The organism is Streptomyces sp. NBC_00490 (assembly GCF_036013645.1).
GTDB lineage: Bacteria > Actinomycetota > Actinomycetes > Streptomycetales > Streptomycetaceae > Streptomyces > Streptomyces canus_F.
In genome coordinates, this window is the sequence record NZ_CP107869.1 from 2,865,070 (window position 1) to 2,885,862 (window position 20,793).

General features: G+C 70.2%; 21 protein-coding genes. 9 read left to right on the forward strand and 12 right to left on the reverse strand.

The genetic code is table 11. The features are described 5' to 3' along the window. Positions 1-375: 375 nt before the first annotated feature. Positions 376-1,017, reverse strand: a complete 642-nt coding sequence (locus tag OG381_RS12845) for a DNA-3-methyladenine glycosylase (protein ID WP_327716235.1) — start codon at positions 1,015-1,017, stop codon at positions 376-378. 156 nt (positions 1,018-1,173) lie between these two features. Here OG381_RS12845 and OG381_RS12850 point away from each other — a divergent pair, with 156 nt between their 5' ends. From OG381_RS12850 to OG381_RS12860, 3 genes are all read left to right on the forward strand, one after another. Continuing rightward, complete coding sequence (locus OG381_RS12850) at positions 1,174-1,956, forward strand: sporulation protein (RefSeq protein WP_327716236.1); 783 nt, start codon at positions 1,174-1,176, stop codon at positions 1,954-1,956. A 43-nt stretch (positions 1,957-1,999) separates the two neighbouring features. Continuing rightward, entirely contained in the window at positions 2,000-2,539 is a 540-nt protein-coding gene (locus OG381_RS12855; protein WP_327716237.1) for a YbhB/YbcL family Raf kinase inhibitor-like protein, read from the forward strand. A gap of 155 nt (positions 2,540-2,694) precedes the next feature. Continuing rightward, the gene (locus OG381_RS12860) at positions 2,695-3,201 is read left to right on the forward strand and encodes an HNH endonuclease (RefSeq protein ID WP_327716238.1); all 507 of its coding nucleotides are present in this window, start codon (positions 2,695-2,697) and stop codon (positions 3,199-3,201) included. 147 nt (positions 3,202-3,348) lie between these two features. Here the strand turns inward: OG381_RS12860 and OG381_RS12865 are convergent, their stop codons facing one another. From OG381_RS12865 to OG381_RS12875, 3 genes are all read right to left on the reverse strand, one after another. Beyond that, complete coding sequence (locus OG381_RS12865) at positions 3,349-4,296, reverse strand: SPFH domain-containing protein (RefSeq protein WP_046257770.1); 948 nt, start codon at positions 4,294-4,296, stop codon at positions 3,349-3,351. Positions 4,297-4,428: 132 nt separating this feature from the next. Beyond that, the gene (locus OG381_RS12870) at positions 4,429-4,863 is read right to left on the reverse strand and encodes an NfeD family protein (RefSeq protein WP_327716239.1); all 435 of its coding nucleotides are present in this window, start codon (positions 4,861-4,863) and stop codon (positions 4,429-4,431) included. Positions 4,864-4,965: 102 nt separating this feature from the next. Further along, positions 4,966-5,763, reverse strand: coding sequence for an ABC transporter ATP-binding protein (locus tag OG381_RS12875; protein ID WP_307032614.1), 798 nt, complete (start codon positions 5,761-5,763; stop codon positions 4,966-4,968). Between the two features lie 137 nt (positions 5,764-5,900). Between OG381_RS12875 and OG381_RS12880 the strand changes: the two genes are divergently transcribed. Continuing rightward, the gene (locus OG381_RS12880; RefSeq protein WP_327716240.1) at positions 5,901-6,689 is read left to right on the forward strand and encodes a hypothetical protein; all 789 of its coding nucleotides are present in this window, start codon (positions 5,901-5,903) and stop codon (positions 6,687-6,689) included. A gap of 125 nt (positions 6,690-6,814) precedes the next feature. Here OG381_RS12880 and OG381_RS12885 read toward each other — a convergent pair whose 3' ends face one another. The 4 genes from OG381_RS12885 to OG381_RS12900 all read right to left on the reverse strand — a co-directional run bounded on the left by OG381_RS12885 (position 6,815) and on the right by OG381_RS12900 (position 9,429). Continuing rightward, complete coding sequence (locus OG381_RS12885) at positions 6,815-7,054, reverse strand: chaplin (protein ID WP_327716241.1); 240 nt, start codon at positions 7,052-7,054, stop codon at positions 6,815-6,817. Positions 7,055-7,246: 192 nt separating this feature from the next. Beyond that, positions 7,247-7,492, reverse strand: coding sequence for a chaplin ChpE (chpE, locus tag OG381_RS12890; protein ID WP_307032609.1), 246 nt, complete (start codon positions 7,490-7,492; stop codon positions 7,247-7,249). Between the two features lie 157 nt (positions 7,493-7,649). Then, entirely contained in the window at positions 7,650-8,291 is a 642-nt protein-coding gene (locus tag OG381_RS12895; protein ID WP_307032607.1) for a response regulator, read from the reverse strand. Beyond that, entirely contained in the window at positions 8,284-9,429 is a 1,146-nt protein-coding gene (locus OG381_RS12900) for a GAF domain-containing sensor histidine kinase (protein ID WP_327716242.1), read from the reverse strand. The genes OG381_RS12895 and OG381_RS12900 overlap by 8 nt, the downstream gene beginning before the upstream one ends. 188 nt (positions 9,430-9,617) lie before the next feature. On the opposite strand from OG381_RS12900, the gene OG381_RS12905 reads away from it, so the two are divergent. From OG381_RS12905 to OG381_RS12915, 3 genes are all read left to right on the forward strand, one after another. Next, positions 9,618-10,313 (forward strand): SDR family NAD(P)-dependent oxidoreductase, encoded by a 696-nt coding sequence (locus tag OG381_RS12905; protein ID WP_327716243.1) that lies wholly within the window; start codon positions 9,618-9,620, stop codon positions 10,311-10,313. Then, positions 10,310-11,407 carry an S-adenosylmethionine:tRNA ribosyltransferase-isomerase gene (locus tag OG381_RS12910; protein WP_327716244.1) on the forward strand — a complete coding sequence of 366 codons (1,098 nt, stop codon included), beginning with the start codon at positions 10,310-10,312 and terminating at the stop codon, positions 11,405-11,407. The genes OG381_RS12905 and OG381_RS12910 overlap by 4 nt, the downstream gene beginning before the upstream one ends. 314 nt (positions 11,408-11,721) lie before the next feature. After that, on the forward strand, positions 11,722-12,456 hold the full coding sequence (locus OG381_RS12915) for a transglycosylase SLT domain-containing protein (RefSeq protein WP_327716245.1): 735 nt from the start codon (positions 11,722-11,724) through the stop codon (positions 12,454-12,456). A 96-nt stretch (positions 12,457-12,552) separates the two neighbouring features. On the opposite strand, the gene OG381_RS12920 is transcribed toward OG381_RS12915, so the two are convergent. After that, complete coding sequence (locus tag OG381_RS12920) at positions 12,553-15,111, reverse strand: ABC transporter ATP-binding protein/permease (protein ID WP_327716246.1); 2,559 nt, start codon at positions 15,109-15,111, stop codon at positions 12,553-12,555. Positions 15,112-15,336: 225 nt separating this feature from the next. On the opposite strand from OG381_RS12920, the gene OG381_RS12925 reads away from it, so the two are divergent. Both OG381_RS12925 and serB read left to right on the forward strand, forming a co-directional pair. Then, a complete protein-coding gene (locus tag OG381_RS12925; RefSeq protein WP_327716247.1) occupies positions 15,337-18,096 on the forward strand; it encodes a streptophobe family protein in 2,760 nt (919 codons plus the stop codon). A 255-nt stretch (positions 18,097-18,351) separates the two neighbouring features. Beyond that, the gene (gene serB / locus OG381_RS12930; protein ID WP_327716248.1) at positions 18,352-19,563 is read left to right on the forward strand and encodes a phosphoserine phosphatase SerB; all 1,212 of its coding nucleotides are present in this window, start codon (positions 18,352-18,354) and stop codon (positions 19,561-19,563) included. Positions 19,564-19,670: 107 nt separating this feature from the next. On the opposite strand, the gene OG381_RS12935 is transcribed toward serB, so the two are convergent. The 3 genes from OG381_RS12935 to OG381_RS12945 form a co-directional block, all read right to left on the reverse strand. Then, on the reverse strand, positions 19,671-20,189 hold the full coding sequence (locus OG381_RS12935) for a SixA phosphatase family protein (RefSeq protein ID WP_327716249.1): 519 nt from the start codon (positions 20,187-20,189) through the stop codon (positions 19,671-19,673). A gap of 100 nt (positions 20,190-20,289) precedes the next feature. Further along, entirely contained in the window at positions 20,290-20,496 is a 207-nt protein-coding gene (locus OG381_RS12940) for a hypothetical protein (protein ID WP_046257754.1), read from the reverse strand. 159 nt (positions 20,497-20,655) lie between these two features. Beyond that, a complete protein-coding gene (locus OG381_RS12945) occupies positions 20,656-20,772 on the reverse strand; it encodes an SGM_5486 family transporter-associated protein (protein WP_095046370.1) in 117 nt (38 codons plus the stop codon). Positions 20,773-20,793 lie beyond the last annotated feature (21 nt).

Here is a 20,793-nt window from a genome sequence, read left to right on the forward strand (position 1 = left end):
TTTGGCACGCTGTTGAGTTCTCAAGGAACGGACGCTTCCTTTGTACTCACCCTCTCGGGCTTTCCTCCGGGCTTTTCCCTTCGGTCTTGCGTTTCCGACTCTATCAGACCCTTTCGGCGTCCGATTCCCTGTCGGTTGGGATTGTCTAGGGATTTGGGCTTTCGCCTGTCGGCCTTTCGACATTCACTACGTTAGCCCATCCGCTCGGCAACTCATAATCGAGTTCCGCGAGTTCGAATTCAGGCATGCAGGCACGCCGAATTGACCCTCGCTGAGAGGAAGTCGTAGGTAGTGGTTTGGCCGCCTCCGGCTGCTGACGAACGCAGTACCCGGTTCAAGCGGCTCGGGCTACATTACGCACCCCGCAAGGGCGCGTCAACTTGACCGACGCCTCGGCGTATGGGCCCGATAAGGGCTCACCGTCGGGTCGTTGGCGACCCAGAAGCGCCAGGGGTGGACGCCCCCGTCGCCGGACACCCCGGTGCGGGGACCGTTGAGTACCTGGTCGGGGGCGATCGGGGTACCGGCAAGGACCCTCAGCGGGGTGTCGCCCACGGCGCACGCGTCCGTGCCGTCCAGGGGACGGGCCACGTCCAGTGCTGTGGCCAGGCGGGCGGGGCCTTTGGCCAGTTCCTTGTCGTTTCGGGCCGAGAGTCGACGTTTACGGGCGAGCTCGGCGCCCTCGACGATCTCGCCGGCGCGGAGCAGGACCGCGCTCGCCCAGCCGTCCGGACCGCACACCAGGTTCATGCAGTGCCACATGCCGTAGGTGAAGTAGACGTACACATGACCGGGCGGGCCGAACATCACGTCATTGCGGGCCGTGCGGCCGCGATAGGCGTGGGAACCGGGGTCGTTCTGACCGTCGTAGGCCTCCACCTCTGTAAGTCTGAGGGCGATCGGACCGTCCGGGGTGGTGCGTACGAGGATGCGGCCCAGGAGGTCGGGGGCGACTTCCAGCACGGGCCGGTCGAAGAACTCGCGTGGCAGGGGCGTACGGTCGGGGGTCGCGATCATGCCGTCCGAGGGTAGTGCAGACGGGTGGCTGCCACGGGGTGGTCAGGGGGCGTTCGCCTTGCAAGGGTGAGGACGCGGAACCGGCCACGGCCGGATCGCGTTTGTATGGATCAAGGATCCACGCACAAGAAGCAGGACGACGTAAGAGGGAGAGTCATGGCGTTCAAGAAGCTGCTCGCGAGCCTGGGGGCCGGCGGGGCTTCGGTCGAGACGGTACTGACCGAGGGCAATGTCGTTCCGGGTGGTGTCGTCCAGGGCGAGGTGCGGATCCAGGGTGGGTCCGTGGACCAGCAGATCGAGGGGCTGTCGGTCGGGCTGCAGGCCAAGGTCGAGGTCGAGAGCGGCGACCAGGAGTACAAGCAGGACATCGAGTTCACCAAGCAGCGGCTCGGCGGTGCCTTCGAGCTGAAGGCGAACGCCGTGCACGCGGTGCAGTTCGGGCTTGAGATCCCGTGGGAGACGCCGATCACGACGATCGACGGTCAGCCGCTGCGCGGTATGCACATCGGTGTGACCACGGAGCTGGAGATCGCGCGTGCGGTGGACTCCGGTGACCTGGACCCGATCAACGTGCACCCGCTGCCCGCGCAGAAGGCGATCCTCGACGCCTTCATCCAGCTGGGCTTCCGGTTCAAGAACGCGGACATGGAGCGCGGTCACATCCGGGGTACGCGGCAGAAGCTGCCGTTCTACCAGGAGATCGAGTTCTTCCCGCCGCAGCAGTACCGCGGTATCAACCAGGTCGAGCTGAGCTTCGTGGCCGATCAGAACGCGATGGACGTCGTGCTCGAGATGGACAAGAAGCCGGGGCTCTTCAGCGAGGGCAGCGACACGTTCCGTTCCTTCCAGGTGGGTCTGCACGACCACCAGGGCACCGACTGGGCGGCCTACCTCAACCAGTGGCTGTCCGAGGTCGGCAGCAAGCGCAACTGGTTCTAGGCTCGGAACTGCTGATTCCGTAGATCGATCAGGAGGTACCGAGGTGACCGAGCTGAAGCGGCGGCCTCTCCCCCATGACTTCCACCCGCCCGTCCCGTCGTTCACGGTGACGAGCGAGGACATCGAGGAAGGGGCGACACTCAAGGAAGCCCAGGTGTACGCGGCGGGCAACACCTCGCCGCAGCTGCGGTGGGAGGGCTTCCCGCCGGAGACCAAGAGCTTCGCCGTGACCTGCTACGACCCCGACGCGCCGACGGGCAGCGGGTTCTGGCACTGGGTGCTGTTCGACATTCCGGCCTCGGTGACCGAGCTGCCGGTGGGCGCGGGCAGCGGCAAGTTCGAAGGGCTGCCCGAGGGTGCCGTACAGGCACGTAACGACTACGGCAGCAAGGACTTCGGTGGGGCCGCGCCGCCTCCTGGGGACGGACCGCACCGGTACGTCTTCACGGTGTACGCGGTCGACCAGGAGAAGCTCGGGCCGGATGCCGACGCCTCTCCCGCCTTCGTGGGCTTCAATCTGAGGTTCCACACGATCGCGCGTGCGCAGCTGATCGGTGAGTACGAGATCCCCGAACAGAGCTGAACGAGCCCACCGTTCGTGGAACGTTTGCCCGCCCCTGGTCTTGGAAGTGATCAGGGGCGGGCACTTTTATTTCGTTGTCCATCTCGGCGTGCCCGGCCAGAGTTGATCCCAGTCCGCCGAGGGGTGGGCGGGTGCACACGGGAGGTGGGCTGGTCATGCGGGACACGTTGGTGCTGAACGCGAGCTTCGAGCCGCTGTCGACGGTGACGTTGAACCGCGCCGTCGTTCTGGTGCTTCAGGACAAGGCCGTCGTCGAGCAGTCCCACCCCGAACTGCGCATGCGCGGAGCCGCGGTCGACATACCGGCGCCCCGGGTGATCAGGCTGTGCAGGTACGTGCGGGTGCCGTTCCGAAGACAAGCACCGTGGTCGAGGCGGGGTGTACTGATCAGGGACCGGCACCGGTGCGCTTACTGCGGGCGCAGGGCGACGACGGTGGACCACGTGGTGCCGAGGGCGCAGGGTGGTCAGGACTCCTGGCTGAACACGGTGGCTTCCTGCGCGGAGGACAATCACCGTAAGGCGGACCGGACTCCGGAGCAGGCGGGTATGCCGTTGCTGCGGGCGCCGTTCGAGCCCAGTCCTGCGGATGCGATGTTGCTGTCGCTGGGGAGCGAGGAGTTTCAGGCGCTGCCTGACTGGTTGGCTCGGGATGCCGCGTAGCGCCTGAGCGTCTGCCGGGATCAGTTCGGATGCGGGTGCGCGTTCGTCGTGGCTTGTCGCGCAGTTCCCCGCGCCGCTGAAAAGCCAAAGACTTTGGGGCTCCCCTCGTTACGAAGGGAGCCCCATTGTCGTACAACGACTTTCGCGTCAGTCGATCGACGGCTTCTCCCGGCGTTCCGATCCGCCGTTGCCCTGGCCGCCGCCTCCTGAACCGCCGCCCAGGTTGCCGAAGTTGCCCATGGCGCCGGAGAGGCCCTTGAGGGCGTCGCCGATCTCGCTGGGGACGATCCAGAGCTTGTTGGCGTCGCCTTCGGCGATCTTGGGGAGCATCTGGAGGTACTGGTAGGAGAGGAGCTTCTGGTCGGGGTCGCCGGCGTGGATGGCCTCGAAGACCGTGCGGACGGCCTGGGCTTCGCCCTCCGCGCGCAGGGCCGCGGCCTTGGCCTCGCCTTCCGCGCGCAGGATCTGGGACTGCTTCTCACCCTCGGCGGTGAGGATGGCCGCCTGGCGCGTGCCCTCCGCCGTGAGGATCGCGGCGCGCTTGTCACGGTCGGCGCGCATCTGCTTCTCCATCGAGTCCTGGATGGAGGTCGGGGGCTCGATGGCCTTCAGCTCCACGCGGTTGACCCGGATGCCCCACTTGCCCGTCGCCTCGTCGAGGACGCCGCGCAGGGCCGCGTTGATCTCCTCGCGGGAGGTCAGGGTGCGTTCGAGGTCCATGCCGCCGATGATGTTGCGGAGCGTGGTGACCGTCAGCTGCTCAATTGCCTGGATGTAGCTGGCTACTTCGTAGGTCGCGGCCCTCGCGTCGGTCACCTGGTAGTAGATGACTGTGTCGATGTTGACGACCAGGTTGTCCTGGGTGATCACCGGCTGCGGCGGGAACGGGACGACCTGTTCACGCAGGTCGATGCGGTTGCGGATGGTGTCGATGAACGGGACGACGATGTTGAGGCCCGCGTTGAGTGTCCGCGTGTAGCGGCCAAAGCGCTCGACGATCGCGGCGCTGGCCTGTGGGATGACTTGGATGGTCTTGATCAAGGCGATGAAGACCAACACCACCAGAATGATCAAAACGATGATGACCGGTTCCATCGTCGCTTCCCCGTACCTCTCTCCGCCTCGGCGCTTTCGGAAGATCTTATGTTTGTTGAAGATCTTGATGGTCGAGTCTGACAGACCGTCGTGTACCTCGTGGGGTGTTCGCGCCACTTGCATCGTGCGAGGTCACATGATGATCGCCGTGGCCCCCTCGATATCCACGACGTCCACTTCCTGGCCTACTTCGTAGGCATGGTCGGTGTCGAGAGCGCGGGCCGACCAGACCTCTCCGGCGAGCTTGATCCGGCCACCGCCGGTGCCGTCTACGCGCTCCAGCACTACGGCCTGCTTTCCCTTCAACGCCTCGATACCTGTGGCGAGTTGGGGCCGTTGTGAGCGATGCCTCGCCGCGACGGGTCGTACGACGGCGATGAGGGCCACCGAGACGACCACGAAGGCGAGGACCTGGACCACCATGCCGAAGCCGAGTCCGGCCATGATCGCGGCCGCGACGGCGCCGACGGCGAGCATTCCGAACTCCGGCATGGCTGTGACCACGAGCGGGATGCCCAACCCTGCCGCGCCGATGAGCCACCACACCCATGCGTCGATGTCGTTCACATGGTCATGGTAGTTCCGCAGGTCCCGCCGCGGACAGGGCGCAGTGGGGGTCTGCACGGGCTTCTTACCCGTGAACTCCCTTGCCGCGAAGGTGAGAAGGGCTCAGGACAGCGGCAGGCCCTGTGCCGTCCAGCGCTCGCCGACCTGCTCGACGACGAGCGGGAGGCCGAAGCAGAGGGAGAGGTTGCGGGAGGTGAGTTCGAGCTCCAGCGGACCCGCGGCGAGGACCTGGCCCTGGCGGATCATGAGGACGTGGGTGAAGCCGGGGGCGATCTCCTCGACGTGGTGGGTGACCATCAGCATCGAGGGGGCGATCGGGTCGCGGGCGAGGCGGCCGAGCCGGCGTACGAGGTCCTCGCGGCCGCCGAGGTCGAGGCCGGCTGCGGGCTCGTCGAGGAGGAGCAGCTCGGGGTCGGTCATCAGGGCGCGGGCGATGAGGGTGCGCTTGCGCTCGCCCTCGGAGAGCGTGCCGAACTTGCGCTCCAGGTAGTCGCTCATGCCGAGACGGTCGAGGAAGGCGCGGGCGCGCTGCTCGTCGATCTCGTCGTAGTCCTCCTGCCAGGTGGCCGTCATGCCGTACGCGGCCGTCAGCACGGTCTCCAGGACGGTCTGGCGCTTGGGGAGCTTGTCGGCCATGGCGATGCCGGCCACGCCGATGCGCGGGCGGAGCTCGAAGACGTCGGTGCCGGGCTTGCCGAGGGTCTCGCCGAGGATCGTCGCGGTGCCCTTGGTGGGGTAGAGGTAGCTGGAGGCGACGTTCAGGAGGGTGGTCTTGCCGGCGCCGTTGGGGCCGAGGATGACCCAGCGCTCGCCCTCCTTGACCGACCAGGAGACCTGGTCCACCAGAGCCCGGCCCTCACGGACCACGGATACGTCCTCAAGCTCCAGAACATCGCTCATGAGCGCGTTGTCTCCCCTTGCAGTCTGACCGGTTCGGCGTCTCGGCTGTCGCGTGCGCGTTTGAGCGCAGCCCTCGACGAAATCTACGCCACCGGTCGGCCGGTCCATTCCATCGGTCCGGTCCTTAGGGTGGGGGGATGCTCTCGGAACCACGCTCTGGACGCCTCGCCGCTTGGGGAAATGGCCTTCTTGCCGGACTTGTGTCGCCTGACGACGCCGTGCTCGCGATGGTGGGTGAGGACGCTGTGCACCGGGTGGAGGGGCTGCCGGGCGAGTCGGCGCCCGTCGGTCTCACACTCGCGCTCGGGCGGTTGCGGACGCTCGGCGTGACGGGGTTGCGCATCGCGCTGCCGGCGCCCGGACATCCGCTCGGGCTGAGTGGGCCGCCGGAGTTCAACGCGCGGGCGCTGGAGGCCGAGGAGGCGGTGATCTGCCACGGGGCCGCGCTCGGGTTGGTGCCGGAGGTGTACGAGGCCGGGCCGTCCGGCGATGTGCATGTCGAGGTGATGTGGCACGTGCTTCCGGTGCGGGAGGCGCCGCCCGCGGATGTGCCCTCCCTGGGCGAGGCCGAGCGGGAGCTCGCGGAGGCGTTGCGGGAGGCGACGGATGTGCTGACGCGGCTGGACGTGGCCGGGTCGGGGCCGGTGGCCGCGGCGGCGATCGAGGCGTACCGGGCTCGGTCCGAGCGGGGGCGGGAGGTGCTGGCGCCGGGGTATCCGCCGCGGGCGGTGCGGGTGCTGGAGCTTGCACAGCGGGTGGGGTTGTTGATCTCCGTGGCTTACGAGAACGGGCCGGGCGGTGCGGTGAGCGCCGGCGAGATGGCGGCGCGCTCCGAGGCGTTGCGGCCTGTCGAGCGGACGGCTCGGCGGGCACAGGTCGCCGCGTACAACGCGTATGTGGAGGAGCGGGAGCGGGGCGTGCGGTAGCGGGTGCGGCGGGGCGGGTGCACGACTGATCGCGGGGCTGCGCTGAGCAACGTGAGGTGCGAACACGACAAAGGACCCCGCGAATCGCCCTTGATTCGCGGAGCCCTCGTCGGTCGGAGCCGACGTCAGTCGTTCACGCCCTGGTTGCCGAAGGCGGGGTTGAGCAGGCCGATGACGTCGACGGCGTTGCCGACGACGTTGACGGGGACGTGGACGGGGACCTGGACCAGGTTGCCCGAGACGACGCCCGGCGACTTCACGGCCGCGCCGTCGGCACCCGCGTCGGCGACAGCGGCACCGGCGGCGGCACCCGTGGCGATACCGGCGACGGTGAGGGCCACGGCAGCCTGCTTGGCGATGTTCATGAGAAGCGTTCCTCCTGCGTTTGCGTATCCGACCCGGCCGCGGGTCGTGCGCTGATCAACGCGGAAGCGTGGGGGAACGGTACGGAAAGGGGACCGCGAGTGCCCGTTCGGGTCATTGGGCCGACAAACTGACCGGCCCCCCAGGAGTGAGTGCCTGGGAGGCCGGAGGTCACTGCCGCTCCGTGGCGGAGGTCAGCGGTTGATGCCCAGGTTGCCGAACGCCGGGTTCAGCACACCGATGACGTTCACGCTGTTGCCGACCGCGTTCACCGGAACGTGCACCGGGGCCTGGACGAGGTTGCCCGAGATGACGCCGGGCGAGCCGACGGCCTTGCCGTCGGCGTGCGAGCCGTCGGTGGCGGAGGCCATACCGGCACCGGCGGCGACCAGCCCGCCGGCCACCATCGTCACGGCCGCTACCTTCTTCAGGTTCTTCACTTCTGAGCCCCTCCTAGCGATTGCCGCGGCAGTCGCCGCAGCACGCACTGGAGAACGGCGGAGATCCACGAAGGATGCGCCATCCGGGGGACATTCCCACGACGGTATGAATCTCAGTCCGGAGCGGAACCCTCCGAGTTGCCATGGGTCCCATGGATCAACCGGTCACTCCATGACGTACCGCCCACAGAGCGGCCTGCGTGCGGTCCGCCAGGTCGAGTTTCATCAGGATGTTCGAGACATGGGTCTTGACGGTCTTCTCGGACAGGACGAGGGCGCGGGCGATCTCGCGGTTCGAGCGGCCGTCCGCTATCAGGCCGAGGACCTCACGCTCGCGTTCGGTGAGCGAGCCGCCTCTTCCCTGGCCGTTGTTGGCCTCCTCCTGGGAGAGCAGCGCCCCCGCGACCTCCGGCTGGAGCAGGATGTGCCCGGCGTGGACGGAGCGGATGGCGCCGGCGAGGGCGTCGGGGTCGACGTCCTTGTAGACGTACCCCGCGGCGCCCGCGCGCAGCGCCGGGACCACCGTGCGCTGTTCGGTGAAGCTGGTGACGATCAGCACGCGCGCGGGGTTGTTCAGTTCGCGGAGCTTGCGCAGCGCGTCGACGCCGTCCATGCCCGGCATCTTGACGTCCATGAGGACGACGTCGGGTTTGAGTTCCTCGGCGCGGGCGACTCCTTCGGCGCCGTCGGCGGCCTCGCCGACGACCTCGATGTCGTCCTGCACTTCGAGGAAGGTACGCAGTCCGCGGCGGACCACCTGGTGGTCGTCGACGAGCAGCACCTTGATTGCGTCAGCCACCAGGGACCTCCATCTCGATCGTGGTGCCCTTGCCGGGCGCCGATTCCACGGTCAGCGCGCCGCCGACCCCGCCGGCCCGGTCCCGCATGGAGACCAGTCCGAGGTGACGGCCCGCGCGGCGGGTCTGCTGCGGGTCGAAGCCGCTGCCGTCGTCGGTGACCCGCAGCACGACTCCGCCGTCGCGCCGGGCCAGTGTCACGTCGACGTGTTCGGCTCCGGAGTGCCGCAGGGCGTTGTGCAGGGCCTCCTGGGCGACCCGCAGGACGGCCTCCTCCTGGGAGGCGGGCAGGGCGCGGACGCCACAGCTGTCGAAGGTCACGTGTGCGGTGTGGGCGCGGTCGAGGACGTGGACCTGGGTGCGGAGGGTGGCGACGAGGCCGTCCTCGTCGAGGGCCGCGGGGCGCAGCTCCACGACGGCGGCGCGCAGTTCGTCGGCGGCCTCGGCGGCGAGCGCGGCGACCTGTTGCAGCTCGCCCTTGGCGCGTGAGGGGTCGCGGTCGACGAGGGCGGCGGCGGCCTGGGCGGTGAGGCGAAGGGAGAAGAGTTTCTGGGCGACCGCGTCGTGCAGTTCGTGTGCCAGGCGGGAGCGTTCCTCGGCGATGGTCAGTTCGCGGCTGCGCTCGTACAGCCGGGCGTTGGTCAGGGCGATCGCGGCGTGCTGGGCGAGGATGGAGAGCAGTTCCTCGTCCTCCGCGGTGAAGCCGCAGCTGCCGTCCGGTTTCGGGCAGTTCTTGTTGGCCAGGAAGAGGGCGCCGATGACCTCGTCGCCGTCGCGGATGGGCAGACCCAGGAAGTCGGACATGTCGGGGTGGGCCGCGGGCCAGCCCTCGAAGCGGGGGTCCTTGCGCACGTCGGCGAGGCGCTCGACCTTCGCCTCCTGCAGCATCGCGGCGAGGATGCCGTGCTGGCGCGGGAGCGGGCCGATGGCCTTCCACTGCCGGTCGCTGACGCCGTCGACCACGAACTGGGCGAAGCCTCCGTGGTCGTCCGGGACGCCGAGCGCCGCGTACTGCGCGTCGAGCAGCTCACGGGCCGAGGCGACGATCGTCTTGAGGACGTCGCGCACCTCGAGATGCCTGCTCATGGCCAGCAGCGCGGAGCTCACCGCTGCGAGGCCGGACCTGGGTCCTTGACTCATGTCCTCACGGTACCGGCGGGCTGTGACAGTCCGTATCGGACCTGTGGCGGCGCCCGCCTAGGGCGCTGGGCCTAGGGCAAAGGGCCCCGCCGTCTCGCGACCCGCGTCCGACGCGGCCGGGGCGGTCCGGTTCCTACGGTGGGAGCACGCCGATCGGAAGGCGTCGGAAACGGCGAGGGGACATGGTCATGTCGGTAGCGATCATCACGGGGGCCTCGAAGGGGCTGGGGCGGGCGCTCGCCGAGGCGCTGGCCGCGCGCGGCTGGGATCTGGTGCTCGACGCCAGAGGCGCCGAGGCCCTTCGGGAGGCGGCCGAGGGGCTGGAGAAGTACGGCGGGCGCGTGACGGCACTTCCGGGGGACGTCACGGACGCCGGGCACCGGGCCGGGCTGGTGGCGGCCGCGCGGCTGTTCGGCGGGGTCGATCTGGTGGTGAGCAATGCCAGCGCGCTGGGCGCCGAGCCGCTCGTACGGCTGGACGCGTTGCCCCTGGAAGGGCTGCGGCGGGCGCTGGAGGTGAACGTCGTGGCCGCGCTGGGCCTGGTCCAGGAGGCGCTGCCGCTGCTGCGGGCGTCCGGCGCCGGGGCGGTGATCGCGGTCAGCTCGGACGCGGCCGCCGAGGCCTACGAGACCTGGGGCGGCTACGGGGCGTCGAAGGCGGCCCTGGACCACCTCGTGGCGGTACTGGGCGAGGAGGAGCCCGGGCTGCGGGTCTGGGCGGTCGACCCCGGGGACATGGCCACGGAGCTGTACGCGGCGGCCGTACCGGACGACGACGAGCCGCGGCCCGACCCGGCCGACGTGGTCCCCGGCTTCCTGCGGCTGCTGGACGAGCGGCCGGCGAGCGGCCGGTACACCGCGCCCGCGCTGGTGGAGGGGCGATGACGACGGCCCTGCGCGTCCCGGAGGAGCTGTCCGCCCGGATCCCGGTCGAGCAGCGTGGGCCGGGGCTGGACCGGGACGCCGTACGGCTGCTCGTGTCGCGCGGTACCGAGGCGTCGCACCACGCCTTCACGGAGCTGCCGCGGGTGCTGCGCGCCGGGGACCTGCTCGTCGTCAACACGTCGCCGACGCTCGCCGCGGCCGTGGACGGGCGGGTCGGGCACACGCGCGTGGTGGTGCACTTCTCCACGCGCGGGGACGACGGACGGTGGGCGGTCGAGCTGCGGGATCCCGACGAGCGGGGCACCACGCGTGCGCGTGCGGGTGGCCCCGCGGGTACGGAGGTGCGGTTGCCCGGGGGTGTGCGGCTGCGGCTGGAGGAGCCGCTGAGCGCGGCGAGCGGGCGGCTGTGGTGGGCGCGGGTGCCGGGGGCCGGGGGCGGAGCCCGGATCGTCGGGCTGTTGCGGGAGTACGGGCGGCCGATCCGTTACTCCTACACCGAGCGCGACCAGCCCCTCTCCGTCTATCAGACGGTGTTCGCGCTGCCCTCCCCCGACGGGAACGGCAGTGCGGAGATGCCGAGTGCCGCTCGGCCCTTCACGGCGCGGCTGGTGGCGGAGCTGGTGAGCCGCGGGGTGCAGTTCGCGCCGGTGACGCTGCATACCGGGGTGGCTTCTGGGGAGGTGCACGAGGCGCCGTATCCGGAGCGGTTCGCGGTGCCGGAGGCGTCGGCGCGGCTGATCAACGCCGTGAAGGCGGGGGACGGCCGGGTGATCGCCGTCGGGACGACCGCCGTCCGGGCCGTGGAGTCGGCGACCGGCGCCGACGGGGCCGTACGCGCGCGTGCAGGGTGGACGGACCTCGTGGTGACCCCGGAGCGCGGGGTGCGTGCGGTGGACGGGCTGCTGACCGGGCTGCACGAGCCGGAGGCCTCGCATCTGCTGATGCTGGAGGCGGTGGCCGGACGGGCGGCGATCGACCGCGCCTACGCGGAGGCGCTGCGGGGGCGGTACCTGTGGCACGAGTTCGGGGACGTCCATCTCCTCCTCCCGGAGGAGGGCCCTCACGCAGAGCATTGCTGGCGCAACTGCCGGTGAGACCGCCAAGCCTCCGATGTGAGCCCGCGCATAGGGCGCACATCACGTACGAAGGTGCATAGGAGATAAACCGGCCCGCGGTGAGCGGGGAAGACGCTCCGATCTGTCCCGTTTTGCCCTTCCCCGATCCACTACCCGGGATCGTACGTCACACCTTTGCCACACATTTTTGCGACCGCTAAGAATGGCAGCCGTCGCTCAGCGCCGCGGGTCCCGCCCGCGGCGTTCGTGCCGGAAGTACCGGGTGCCGGAAGCACCGGTGCCCCCCGCCGGACGAGGAGCGACCTCCGCGCTATTCGAAGAGGTCCATCCGCATGTCCAAGAAGAGCCACAGTCGCGCGCTGACCAAGCGCCACAAGGTCGCCATCGCCGGTGTCGCCACGCTCGGTGCCGCCGCCCTCGCGTTCTCCGCGGTTCCCGGCAACGCGGAGACGACCACGAGCGAGGCCGCCTCCTCGGCGAAGGTCGCGTACAGCTCCGAGCAGCTCAAGGGGCTGCGGTCGGACGTGACCGAGCAGCTCGCCGGCGTCAGCCTGCAGAGCCAGGCCGCCGAGGCCGTCGCGAAGAAGAAGGCAGCCGCCAAGGCCGCCGCCGAGGCTGCCGCGAAGAAGAAGGCGGCCGCCGAGGCCGCGGCCAAGAAGAAGGCCGAGCAGACGCGCAAGGCGAAGGAGGCCGCGAGCCGGTCCGCCAAGCGCGCCGTGGTCAAGGCCGCCGCTCCGAAGTCCTACGCCAACAACCTCGACGGCTGGATCAAGGAGTCCCTGGACATCATGAAGTCCAAGGGCATCCCGGGTACCTACAACGGTCTGTACCGCAACATCATCCGGGAGTCCTCGGGCAACCCGAACGCGATCAACAACTGGGACGTCAACGCCGTCAACGGCACCCCGTCGATCGGTCTGCTGCAGATCATCAAGCCGACCTTCGACGCGTACCACGTCTCCGGCACCCCCTTCAGCCAGTACGACCCGGTCGCCAACATCGTCGCCAGCGCCAACTACGCCGCCGACAGGTACGGCTCGATCGACAACGTCAACAGCGCGTACTGAGGCCGCGCGGACCTCTCGTACGCCTGCACAAGGCGAAGCACGCCGAAGGGCGGCACCCTCACCGGGGTGCCGCCCTTCGGCGTCGTACGAACGCGACTACTTGCGCATGACCTCGGGCTCGTGGCGGCGCAGGAAGCGGGCCACGAAGTAGGCGCAGACGGCGCCGAGGGCGAGCAGGACGAGCATGTCCAGACCCCACGCCGCAGCCTCGTGGTTCCAGAGCGGATCCGTGTCGGTCGTGTTGTGCGGGTTGATCTTGTTGAAGTCCAGCGTGGCGCCGGACGCGGCGACCGCCCAGCGCGACGGCATCAGGTACGAGAGCTCGTTCACGCCCACGTTGCCGTGCAGCGGGAACAGGCAGCCGGTGAAGACGACCTGGATGATCGCGAACATGACCAGCAGCGGCATGGTCTTCTCGGCGGTCTTCACCAGCGAGGAGATGACCAGGCCGAACATCATCGCGGTGAAGCCGAGCGCCATGATCGGAATCGAGAGCTCCAGCATGACGGCCGCCTTGCCGCTGCCGAAGATCAGCGACTCGTCGGGGATCGTCCGGCTGGAGAAGCCGATCACGCCGACCATGGCGCCCTGGAGTGCCGTGATGACACCCAGGACGATCACCTTGGACATCAGGTAGGCGGAACGCGACAGGCCGGTCGCGCGCTCCCGCTCATAGATGACCCGCTCCTTGATCAGCTCGCGGACGGAGTTCGCGGCACCCGCGAAGCAGGCACCGACCGCGAGGATCAGCAGCACGGTGGCGGCCGTGCTGTTGGGGATGGGCAGTCCGTTCGGACCCAGCTGCTTGTTCACCAGCAGTGTCTTGTCCGGCTCGATGAGCAGGCTCACCGCGCCGAGCACCGCCGGCAGGATCACCGTCAGCGCCAGGAAGCCCTTGTCGGAGGCGATGACCGACACATAGCGCCGGATCAGCGTGCCGAGCTGCGATCCCCAGCCCTGCGGCTTCGGCGGCCTCATCGCCTGCATCGGCGGCATCTGTACGGACTGCGGCGCAATCGCGTCGATGTCCGCGGCGTACATCTGGTAGTGCTGCGAGCCCTTCCAGCGTCCCGCCCAGTCGTAGTCGCGGTAGTTCTCGAAGGCGGAGAAGACATCGGCCCAGGTGTCGTAGCCGAAGAAGTTCAGCGCCTCCTCGGGCGGGCCGAAGTAGGCGACCGCACCGCCGGGAGCCATCACGAGGAGCTTGTCGCAGATCGCCAGCTCGGCCACCGAGTGGGTGACGACGAGGACCGTACGGCCGTCGTCGGCGAGGCCGCGCAGCAGCTGCATGACATCGCGGTCCATGCCCGGGTCGAGGCCCGAGGTGGGCTCGTCCAGGAAGATCAGCGACGGCTTGGTGAGCAGCTCCAGTGCCACGGAGACGCGCTTGCGCTGGCCACCGGAGAGGGAGGTGACCTTCTTCTCCTTGTGGATGTCCAGCTTCAGCTCGCGCAGCACCTCGTCGATACGGGCGTTGCGTTCGGCGCCGGTGGTGTCGGCGGGGAAGCGCAGCTTGGCCGCGTACTTGAGGGCCTTCTTGACGGTCAGTTCCTTGTGCAGGATGTCGTCCTGCGGGACCAGACCGATGCGCTGGCGCAGCTCGGCGAACTGCTTGTAGAGGTTCCGGTTGTCGTAGAGGACGTCGCCCTGGTTGGCGGGGCGGTAGCCCGTCAGCGCCTTGAGCAGCGTCGACTTGCCGGAACCGGACGGTCCGATGACCGCGATCAGCGACTTCTCCGGGACGCCGAAGGAGACGTCCTTGAGGATCTGCTTGCCGCCGTCGACCGTGACGGTCAGATGGCGGGCCGAGAAGGAGACCTCACCGGTGTCGACGAACTCCTCGAGACGGTCGCCCACGATCCGGAACGTCGAGTGACCGACGCCGACGATGTCCGTCGGGCCGAGCAGGATCGAGCCGCCCTTGGCGATCGGCTGACCGTTGACGTAGGTGCCGTTGTGCGAGCCGAGGTCGCGGATCTCCATGCGCCCGTCGGGCGTCGAGTGGAACTCGGCGTGGTGACGAGAGACCTGCAGGTCGGAGACGACCAGTTCGTTCTCCAGGGCACGACCGATCCGCATCACGCGGCCGATCGAGAACTGGTGGAACGTGGTCGGGCTGCGGTCGCCGTAGACCGGCGGCGCCCCCGCGCCGACGCCGGGACCCTGTTGCTGCGGAACCTTCCCGGCAGAGGGCTGCTGCTGCGGCTGCTGCCAGCCGGCCTGCGGGGCCTGCTGGTGCGGCGGAGCCTGCTGGGCCCAGCCGGGGTTCGCCGCCGGAGCGGCCTGCGCTCCCCCGCCCTGAGCGCCCTGGGCCGCGTACGGCTGCTGCTGAGGCTGCGCGGCCGGGGCCGCGGTGCCGGAGAGGCTCACCCGCGGACCGTCGGTCGCGTTGCCCAGGTGCACCGCCGAGCCGGGGCCGAGCTCCAGCTGGTGGATCCGCTGGCCCTGCACGAAGGTGCCGTTGGTGGAGCCGTGGTCCTCGATGACCCAACTACGGCCGCTCCAGCTGATAGTGGCGTGCCTCCAGGACACCCTGGCGTCGTCGAGCACGATGTCACCCTGCGGATCGCGTCCGAGGGTGTAGGGCCTGGACGCGTCTAGCGTCCAGGTACGTCCATTCAATTCCAGTACGAGTTCCGGCACTCCATGCCCCATGAGTAGTCCCCCGAGTTACCCCCAACACAGGGAGTCTAGGGATGTCGAACATCGTCGGGAACTATTTCAGGCTCTGCCCCCTGACCGAAAGCCGGGCCTTGTGAAGACCACGCACACACGCTTCGACCGGTTCCGTTGACGGGGTTGAAACCGACCCGGAGAGTGGTAATCCACGCGAGGGGGACATGCGCGGCGATCGCCGCACCGCGGATCGGGGGGTCTGCCATGAGTACGTCCATGGGCGTCGACACCACCAAGCACGGCTCGAAGATGCCGTGGGGAGACATCCTGCTGTCCGCGATCGCCGCCGTGAGCTGGGCGTTGATCGGGATGGCGGGCGTCGCCGCACTCGGCCTGCATCTGCTGGAGGCCGACTCGACGGCATCGCTGGGCCCGATGACCGCGGCGGTAGTGGCGCTCGGGGCGGGTGGTTCGGTGACACCGTCCGGCGACGTGTCCGCTTTCGGGCTCACGGGCGCGGAGGCCGCGACGGCCATCGAGATCACGCCACTGGGTGTCAGTCTGGTCGGTGCGCTCCTTTTGTCATGGTTTTTCCTACGGTCCTTACGGGCGGCCGGAGTTGTCGTCGCACCGGCCGAACTCCTCGCGCGCGCGGGTGTGGTGGTCGCGCTCTTCGTGGCCACGCTGGGCGGGCTGGCCTGGGCGGGTCACGACGTCATCACGATCGACGGCAGCGCGCTTGGTCTCGACGACCTGCCCGGCGGCGGTGGCGGAGGCGGGGGTCTGGAGATTCCGGGCCTCGGCGATGTCGGGGACATCGGTGGACTGCTCCCGGACCAGCTCGGTGACCTGGCCGACGCGAAGGCGGCGGTCGGCTTCACGGTGGACACGGTGCCGACGCTGCTCGGGGGTCTGGTCTGGTCGGCCGGCGTCCTGCTGATCGCGCTCCTCGCCTCGCGCCGCACGCCGTTGCCCCGCGGCTGGGAAGCGGTGCATCGCGTCGTACGCCCGGCGGTGTCCGCCCTCGTGACCGTGCTGCTGGTCGCCGTGGCGGCGGGGCTCGCGGCGGCGGCGTACGCGTCGATCGGCGACGATCATCCGAAGCGGATCGCGGGCGCGGCGCTGCTGGGCACGCCCAACGGCACGTGGCTGGGCATCCCGATCGGCCTGTTCGTGCCGTGGGACGGCCGGGCGACCGGTCCGCTGGCCGGTTTCCTCCCGGATCCCCTGGACGACCTCCTGAGCTCCGAGCGCGACCAGTCCGTGTCGCTGTCGAAGCTCGCGGAGCTGGACGGACGGGTGTGGCTGCTGGGGGTCGCGGCGGCGATGATGCTGCTGCTGGCGGGCGTTCTGGCGGCGGTGCGGACGCCGGTGGGGGTACGGGGCTCCGGGGGCGGCGCGGGGAGTGCGCAGGTACGGGATCCGGGTGCCCTCGGTTTCGCCGGGCGCTGTGCGTTGCGGCTGGGGGTCGTGACGGCGTTGGCGTTGCCGTTGCTCGCCTGGATGACGGAGGTGTCCGTGAACGCCTCGCTGTCGGTGCTGGGCTTCGACGCATTCGGCGCCGGTATCGAACTCCACGGGCAGCTCGGCATGGCGCTGCTCCTCGGCGCCCTGTGGGGAGCGGGCGCGGGCGCCGTCGGGGCGCTGCTCGCCCGTGCGACCGGGGCGGCGGGCAACCGGGCGGCACCGCTGGCACTGAGTGGCGTGGGCGCGGCTCCGGGCAACGGGGCGCCGGACGCCGGGCAGCCGCCGTATGCGGGCGGGGCGGGGGCGTATCCGGGGGCGCCCGGACGGTACCCGGGCGAGTCCGGGCGCTACCGGGGTGAGTCCGGGTCGGCGCCGCATGCGGGGCCTTCGCGGGGGGCGCCGTATGCGGGGGCGTCGGGGGCGGATCCGTACGCGGGGGCGTCGGAGGCGGATCCGTACGCGGGGGCGTCGGAGGCGGATCCGTACAGGGGTGACTCCCGGGGCGCGCCGCGCGGTGGTGAGGCCGGGGCGACGCCCGCGGGTGGCGAGTCCGGGCCGTACACGCCGGGTGCGCCGTACCGGCCGCCGAACCCCGCGACCAATCCGTATCTGCAGGTGCCGGACGAGCTGCGGGAGCCCGAGGATGCGCGACCGTCCGACGCGGGACCACCTCGACGCGGGAGGCCACCGGGCGGGGTGCCGCCAGGGCGAGGGGCGCAGCCCGCGGAAGGCGGCAGGCGAGCGGGGACACCTCCCCCCGGGCAGGGCTACTCACCTTCGGGACAGCCGCCGGGGCAAGGGGCTCCGCCCAGCGAGAGCAGCCGGCGACCGGGGCGGGGCGCCCAGCCGACCGAGGGTGCTTGGCGGGCGGGGACACGCCCCCCGGGGCAGGGCCGCTCCCCCTCGGGACAACCTCCGGGGCAAGGAGCCCCACCCGGCGAGAGCAGCCAGCGACCGGGGCAGGACGCACCGGCGTCCGAAGGTGCCTGGCAGGCCGGGACATGGCCCCCGGGGCAGGGCCGCTCGCCCTCCGAACCACCGCCAGGGCAAGGACCCCAGCCCGGCGAGAGCAGCTATCGACCAGGACAGAGCGCCCGGCAAGGAGCCCCGCCCGGCGAGAGCCGCCGGCGACCGGGGCAGGACGCACCGGCGTCCGAAGGTGCCTGGCAGGCCGGGACGCGGCCTCCGGGGCAGGGCCGCTCGCCCTCCGAACCGCCTGGCGGGCCCGGGGGTCGACCCGGCGAGGGCGGCTGGCGGCCTGGGGCGCCTCCTCCGGGGCAAGGTCGGCCGTCCGCACCGCCGGGGCAGGGGGCGCGGCCCGGTGAGGGTGCCTGGCGGGGTGAGGTGGGTCCGTCTGCCGGGCCGCCGCCTGGGGGCGACGACGAGTCGCCGCCGGCCGGTGACGACCTGTACGGCGCTCCCACCGTGGTGCGTCCGATCGAGCCGCCGCCCCGGCGTATGCCCTCGGGGCGCGAGCCGTCCACGCCCGACGACGGTCCGCCGCCGCCACCGCCGCCTCCTCCCCCGCCGGGGAGGCCGCCGAAGGGTCGGAGGTGATCCGGGCGCGGTGATACGGGCGAGGGCGTTTCGGGGCACGGCAGCGGGGCGAAGCGCTCACGGCTTCCGTCGTCCTCGGGTCCCGGCGTGCCGACCAGGTGGCCGGTATCCGTCGGTCCGGTCTCCCGACATGTGCCCATAGAGCCGTGGCCACCACGTAAGGCCCCCGTCACTCGAGCGACGCTCAGTGTTCCCTGTCCGTCAGGCGGACCTCAGGGGCGGAAGGCACTGGGTGCCGGATACGGTGGGTACACCATGAGCGCTTCGCAGACCTCCGACGTCCCCACTCTTCTCGTCAAGATCTTCGGCAAGGACAGGCCGGGCATCACCGCCGGACTCTTCGACACTCTCGCCGCCTACTCCGTCGACGTGGTCGACATCGAGCAGGTCGTCACCCGTGGCCGCATGGTGCTGTGCGCGCTCGTGACCGAGCCGCCGCGCGGGTTGGAGGGCGACCTGCGCAAGACCGTCCACAGCTGGGCGGAGTCGATGAAGATGCAGGCCGAGATCATCTCCGGCCTGGGCGACAACCGGCCCCGTGGCCTCGGCCGTTCCCTCGTCACCGTGCTCGGACATCCGCTCACCGCGGAGGCCACCGCCGCGACCGCCGCCCGGATCACCAAGGCCGGCGGCAACATCGACCGTATCTTCCGGCTGGCCAAGTACCCGGTGACCGCGGTCGAGTTCGCGGTGTCCGGTGTGGAGACCGAGCCCCTGCGGACCGCCCTGGTGACCGACGCCGCCGCGCTCGGCGTGGACGTCGCCGTCGTCGCGGCCGGGCTGCACCGGCGCGCGCAGCGGCTCGTCGTGATGGACGTCGACTCGACGCTCATCCAGGACGAGGTCATCGAGCTCTTCGCCGCGCACGCCGGCTGCGAGGACAAGGTCGCCGAGGTGACGGCGGCCGCGATGCGCGGGGAGCTGGACTTCGAGCAGTCGCTGCACGCGCGTGTGGCCCTCCTCGAAGGGCTCGACGCCTCGGTCGTGGACAACGTGCGCACCGAGGTGCGGCTGACCCCCGGCGCCCGCACCCTCATCCGTACGCTCAAGCGCCTCGGCTACCAAGTCGGGGTCGTCTCGGGCGGGTTCACCCAGGTCACCGACGATCTCAAGGAGCGCCTTGGCCTGGACTTCGCCCAGGCCAACACCCTGGAGATCGTCGACGGGAAGCTGACCGGCCGGGTCACCGGCGAGATCGTGGACCGGGCGGGCAAGGCGCGGCTGCTGCGCCGGTTCGCCGCCGAGGCGGGGGTGCCGCTGGCGCAGACCGTGGCCATCGGCGACGGTGCCAACGACCTGGACATGCTCAACGCGGCCGGCCTCGGGGTCGCCTTCAACGCCAAGCCGGTGGTGCGGGAGGCGGCGCACACCGCGGTGAACGTGCCGTTCCTGGACACCGTCCTGTATCTGCTGGGCGTGACCCGCGAAGAGGTCGAGGCGGCGGACACCCACGACGACATCGACTGAGCCGGCGCGTACCGAGCCGTCGCGTACGGCAGGAGTCGTACGGCGTGCGAAGGGCCCGGCACCGTCACGGTGCCGGGCCCTTTCACAGGGTTCTCACATCGGTCGGATCATTCGGACGGGGCCCAGTAGTCCAGGAGCGTGGCCGCGCCCGGCTCCAGCGCCTTCCAGGGGCCGGGGAACGACAGGACGGCGAAGGCGGCGGCCGGGAAGCCGCGGCGGCCCATCCGCTCGCCGGCATCCCCCTCGGCCGAGCCGGCCAGGATGTCGGCGAGGCCCTGCACGCCCGGGTTGTGGCCGATCAGGACGATGTTCTGCGCGTCGTCGGGGGTCTCGTTGAGCACGGCGATCAGCTCGCCGGGTGAGGCCTCGTAGACCCGCTCCTCGTAGACGGTTTTCGGCCGGTGCGCGAACTCGTGCACGGCGAGCTTCCAGGTCTCACGGGTCCGGGTCGCGGTGGAGCAGAGGGCCAGGTCGAAGGGGATTTCGGTGTCGGCCAGCCTGCGTCCGGCTTCTGCGGCATCCTTGCGGCCCCGGTCGGCGAGCGGCCGCTCGTGGTCGGTCACCTGTGGCCAGTCGGCTTTCGCATGCCGGAAGAGGACGATCCTGCGGGATTCTGCGACGCTCATGAGACCCAGCTTCGCATGAAATAGGCCATAAGGCGCAGGGAGTTGACATGCGGCTCCACGGGTGTGTGGAGGTGGTCGAGAGCCGGTGCCGCAGGGGTGCTCAGCGCGTGACCAGCTGCTGTATGCGCTCGAAAAGCTGGGTGATCAGCGGATCGTCCGCGGCGGCGTGCGCGTCGGACGGATTCAGGATCAGCGCGAGCAGCGTGATGAAGGCGAGTGTCGGCAGGGCGAGGGCCCACCAGGGCAGCCGGATGTCGACGCGTCCCCGGGTCGCCGGGTGGGGCGGGGTGTGCGTAGGGGCCGACATGGTTGCCTCCGCGTCGTCGAGTGGGCCGGTGGTCCGCTGTGCCGCGGTCACATCTCGAAGTTACGGAAGCGCGGGCTCTCAACCCATCCGGTGATCCACCCAGTTGACCCTGAGACTCGCCCCCTAGGGGATGGTGGGGCTAGCCCCACCCCCACCGGTTCAGGGTGAGGCGAGCGACGCGATGACGGCGATGATCACGAAGATGGCGAGGAACGCGCCGAAGACGAGCAGCATCTTCTTCTGGCCGTTCTGCGGGTTCGGGTCGAGCACTGGCATACGGCCAGTCTCCCACCCGCG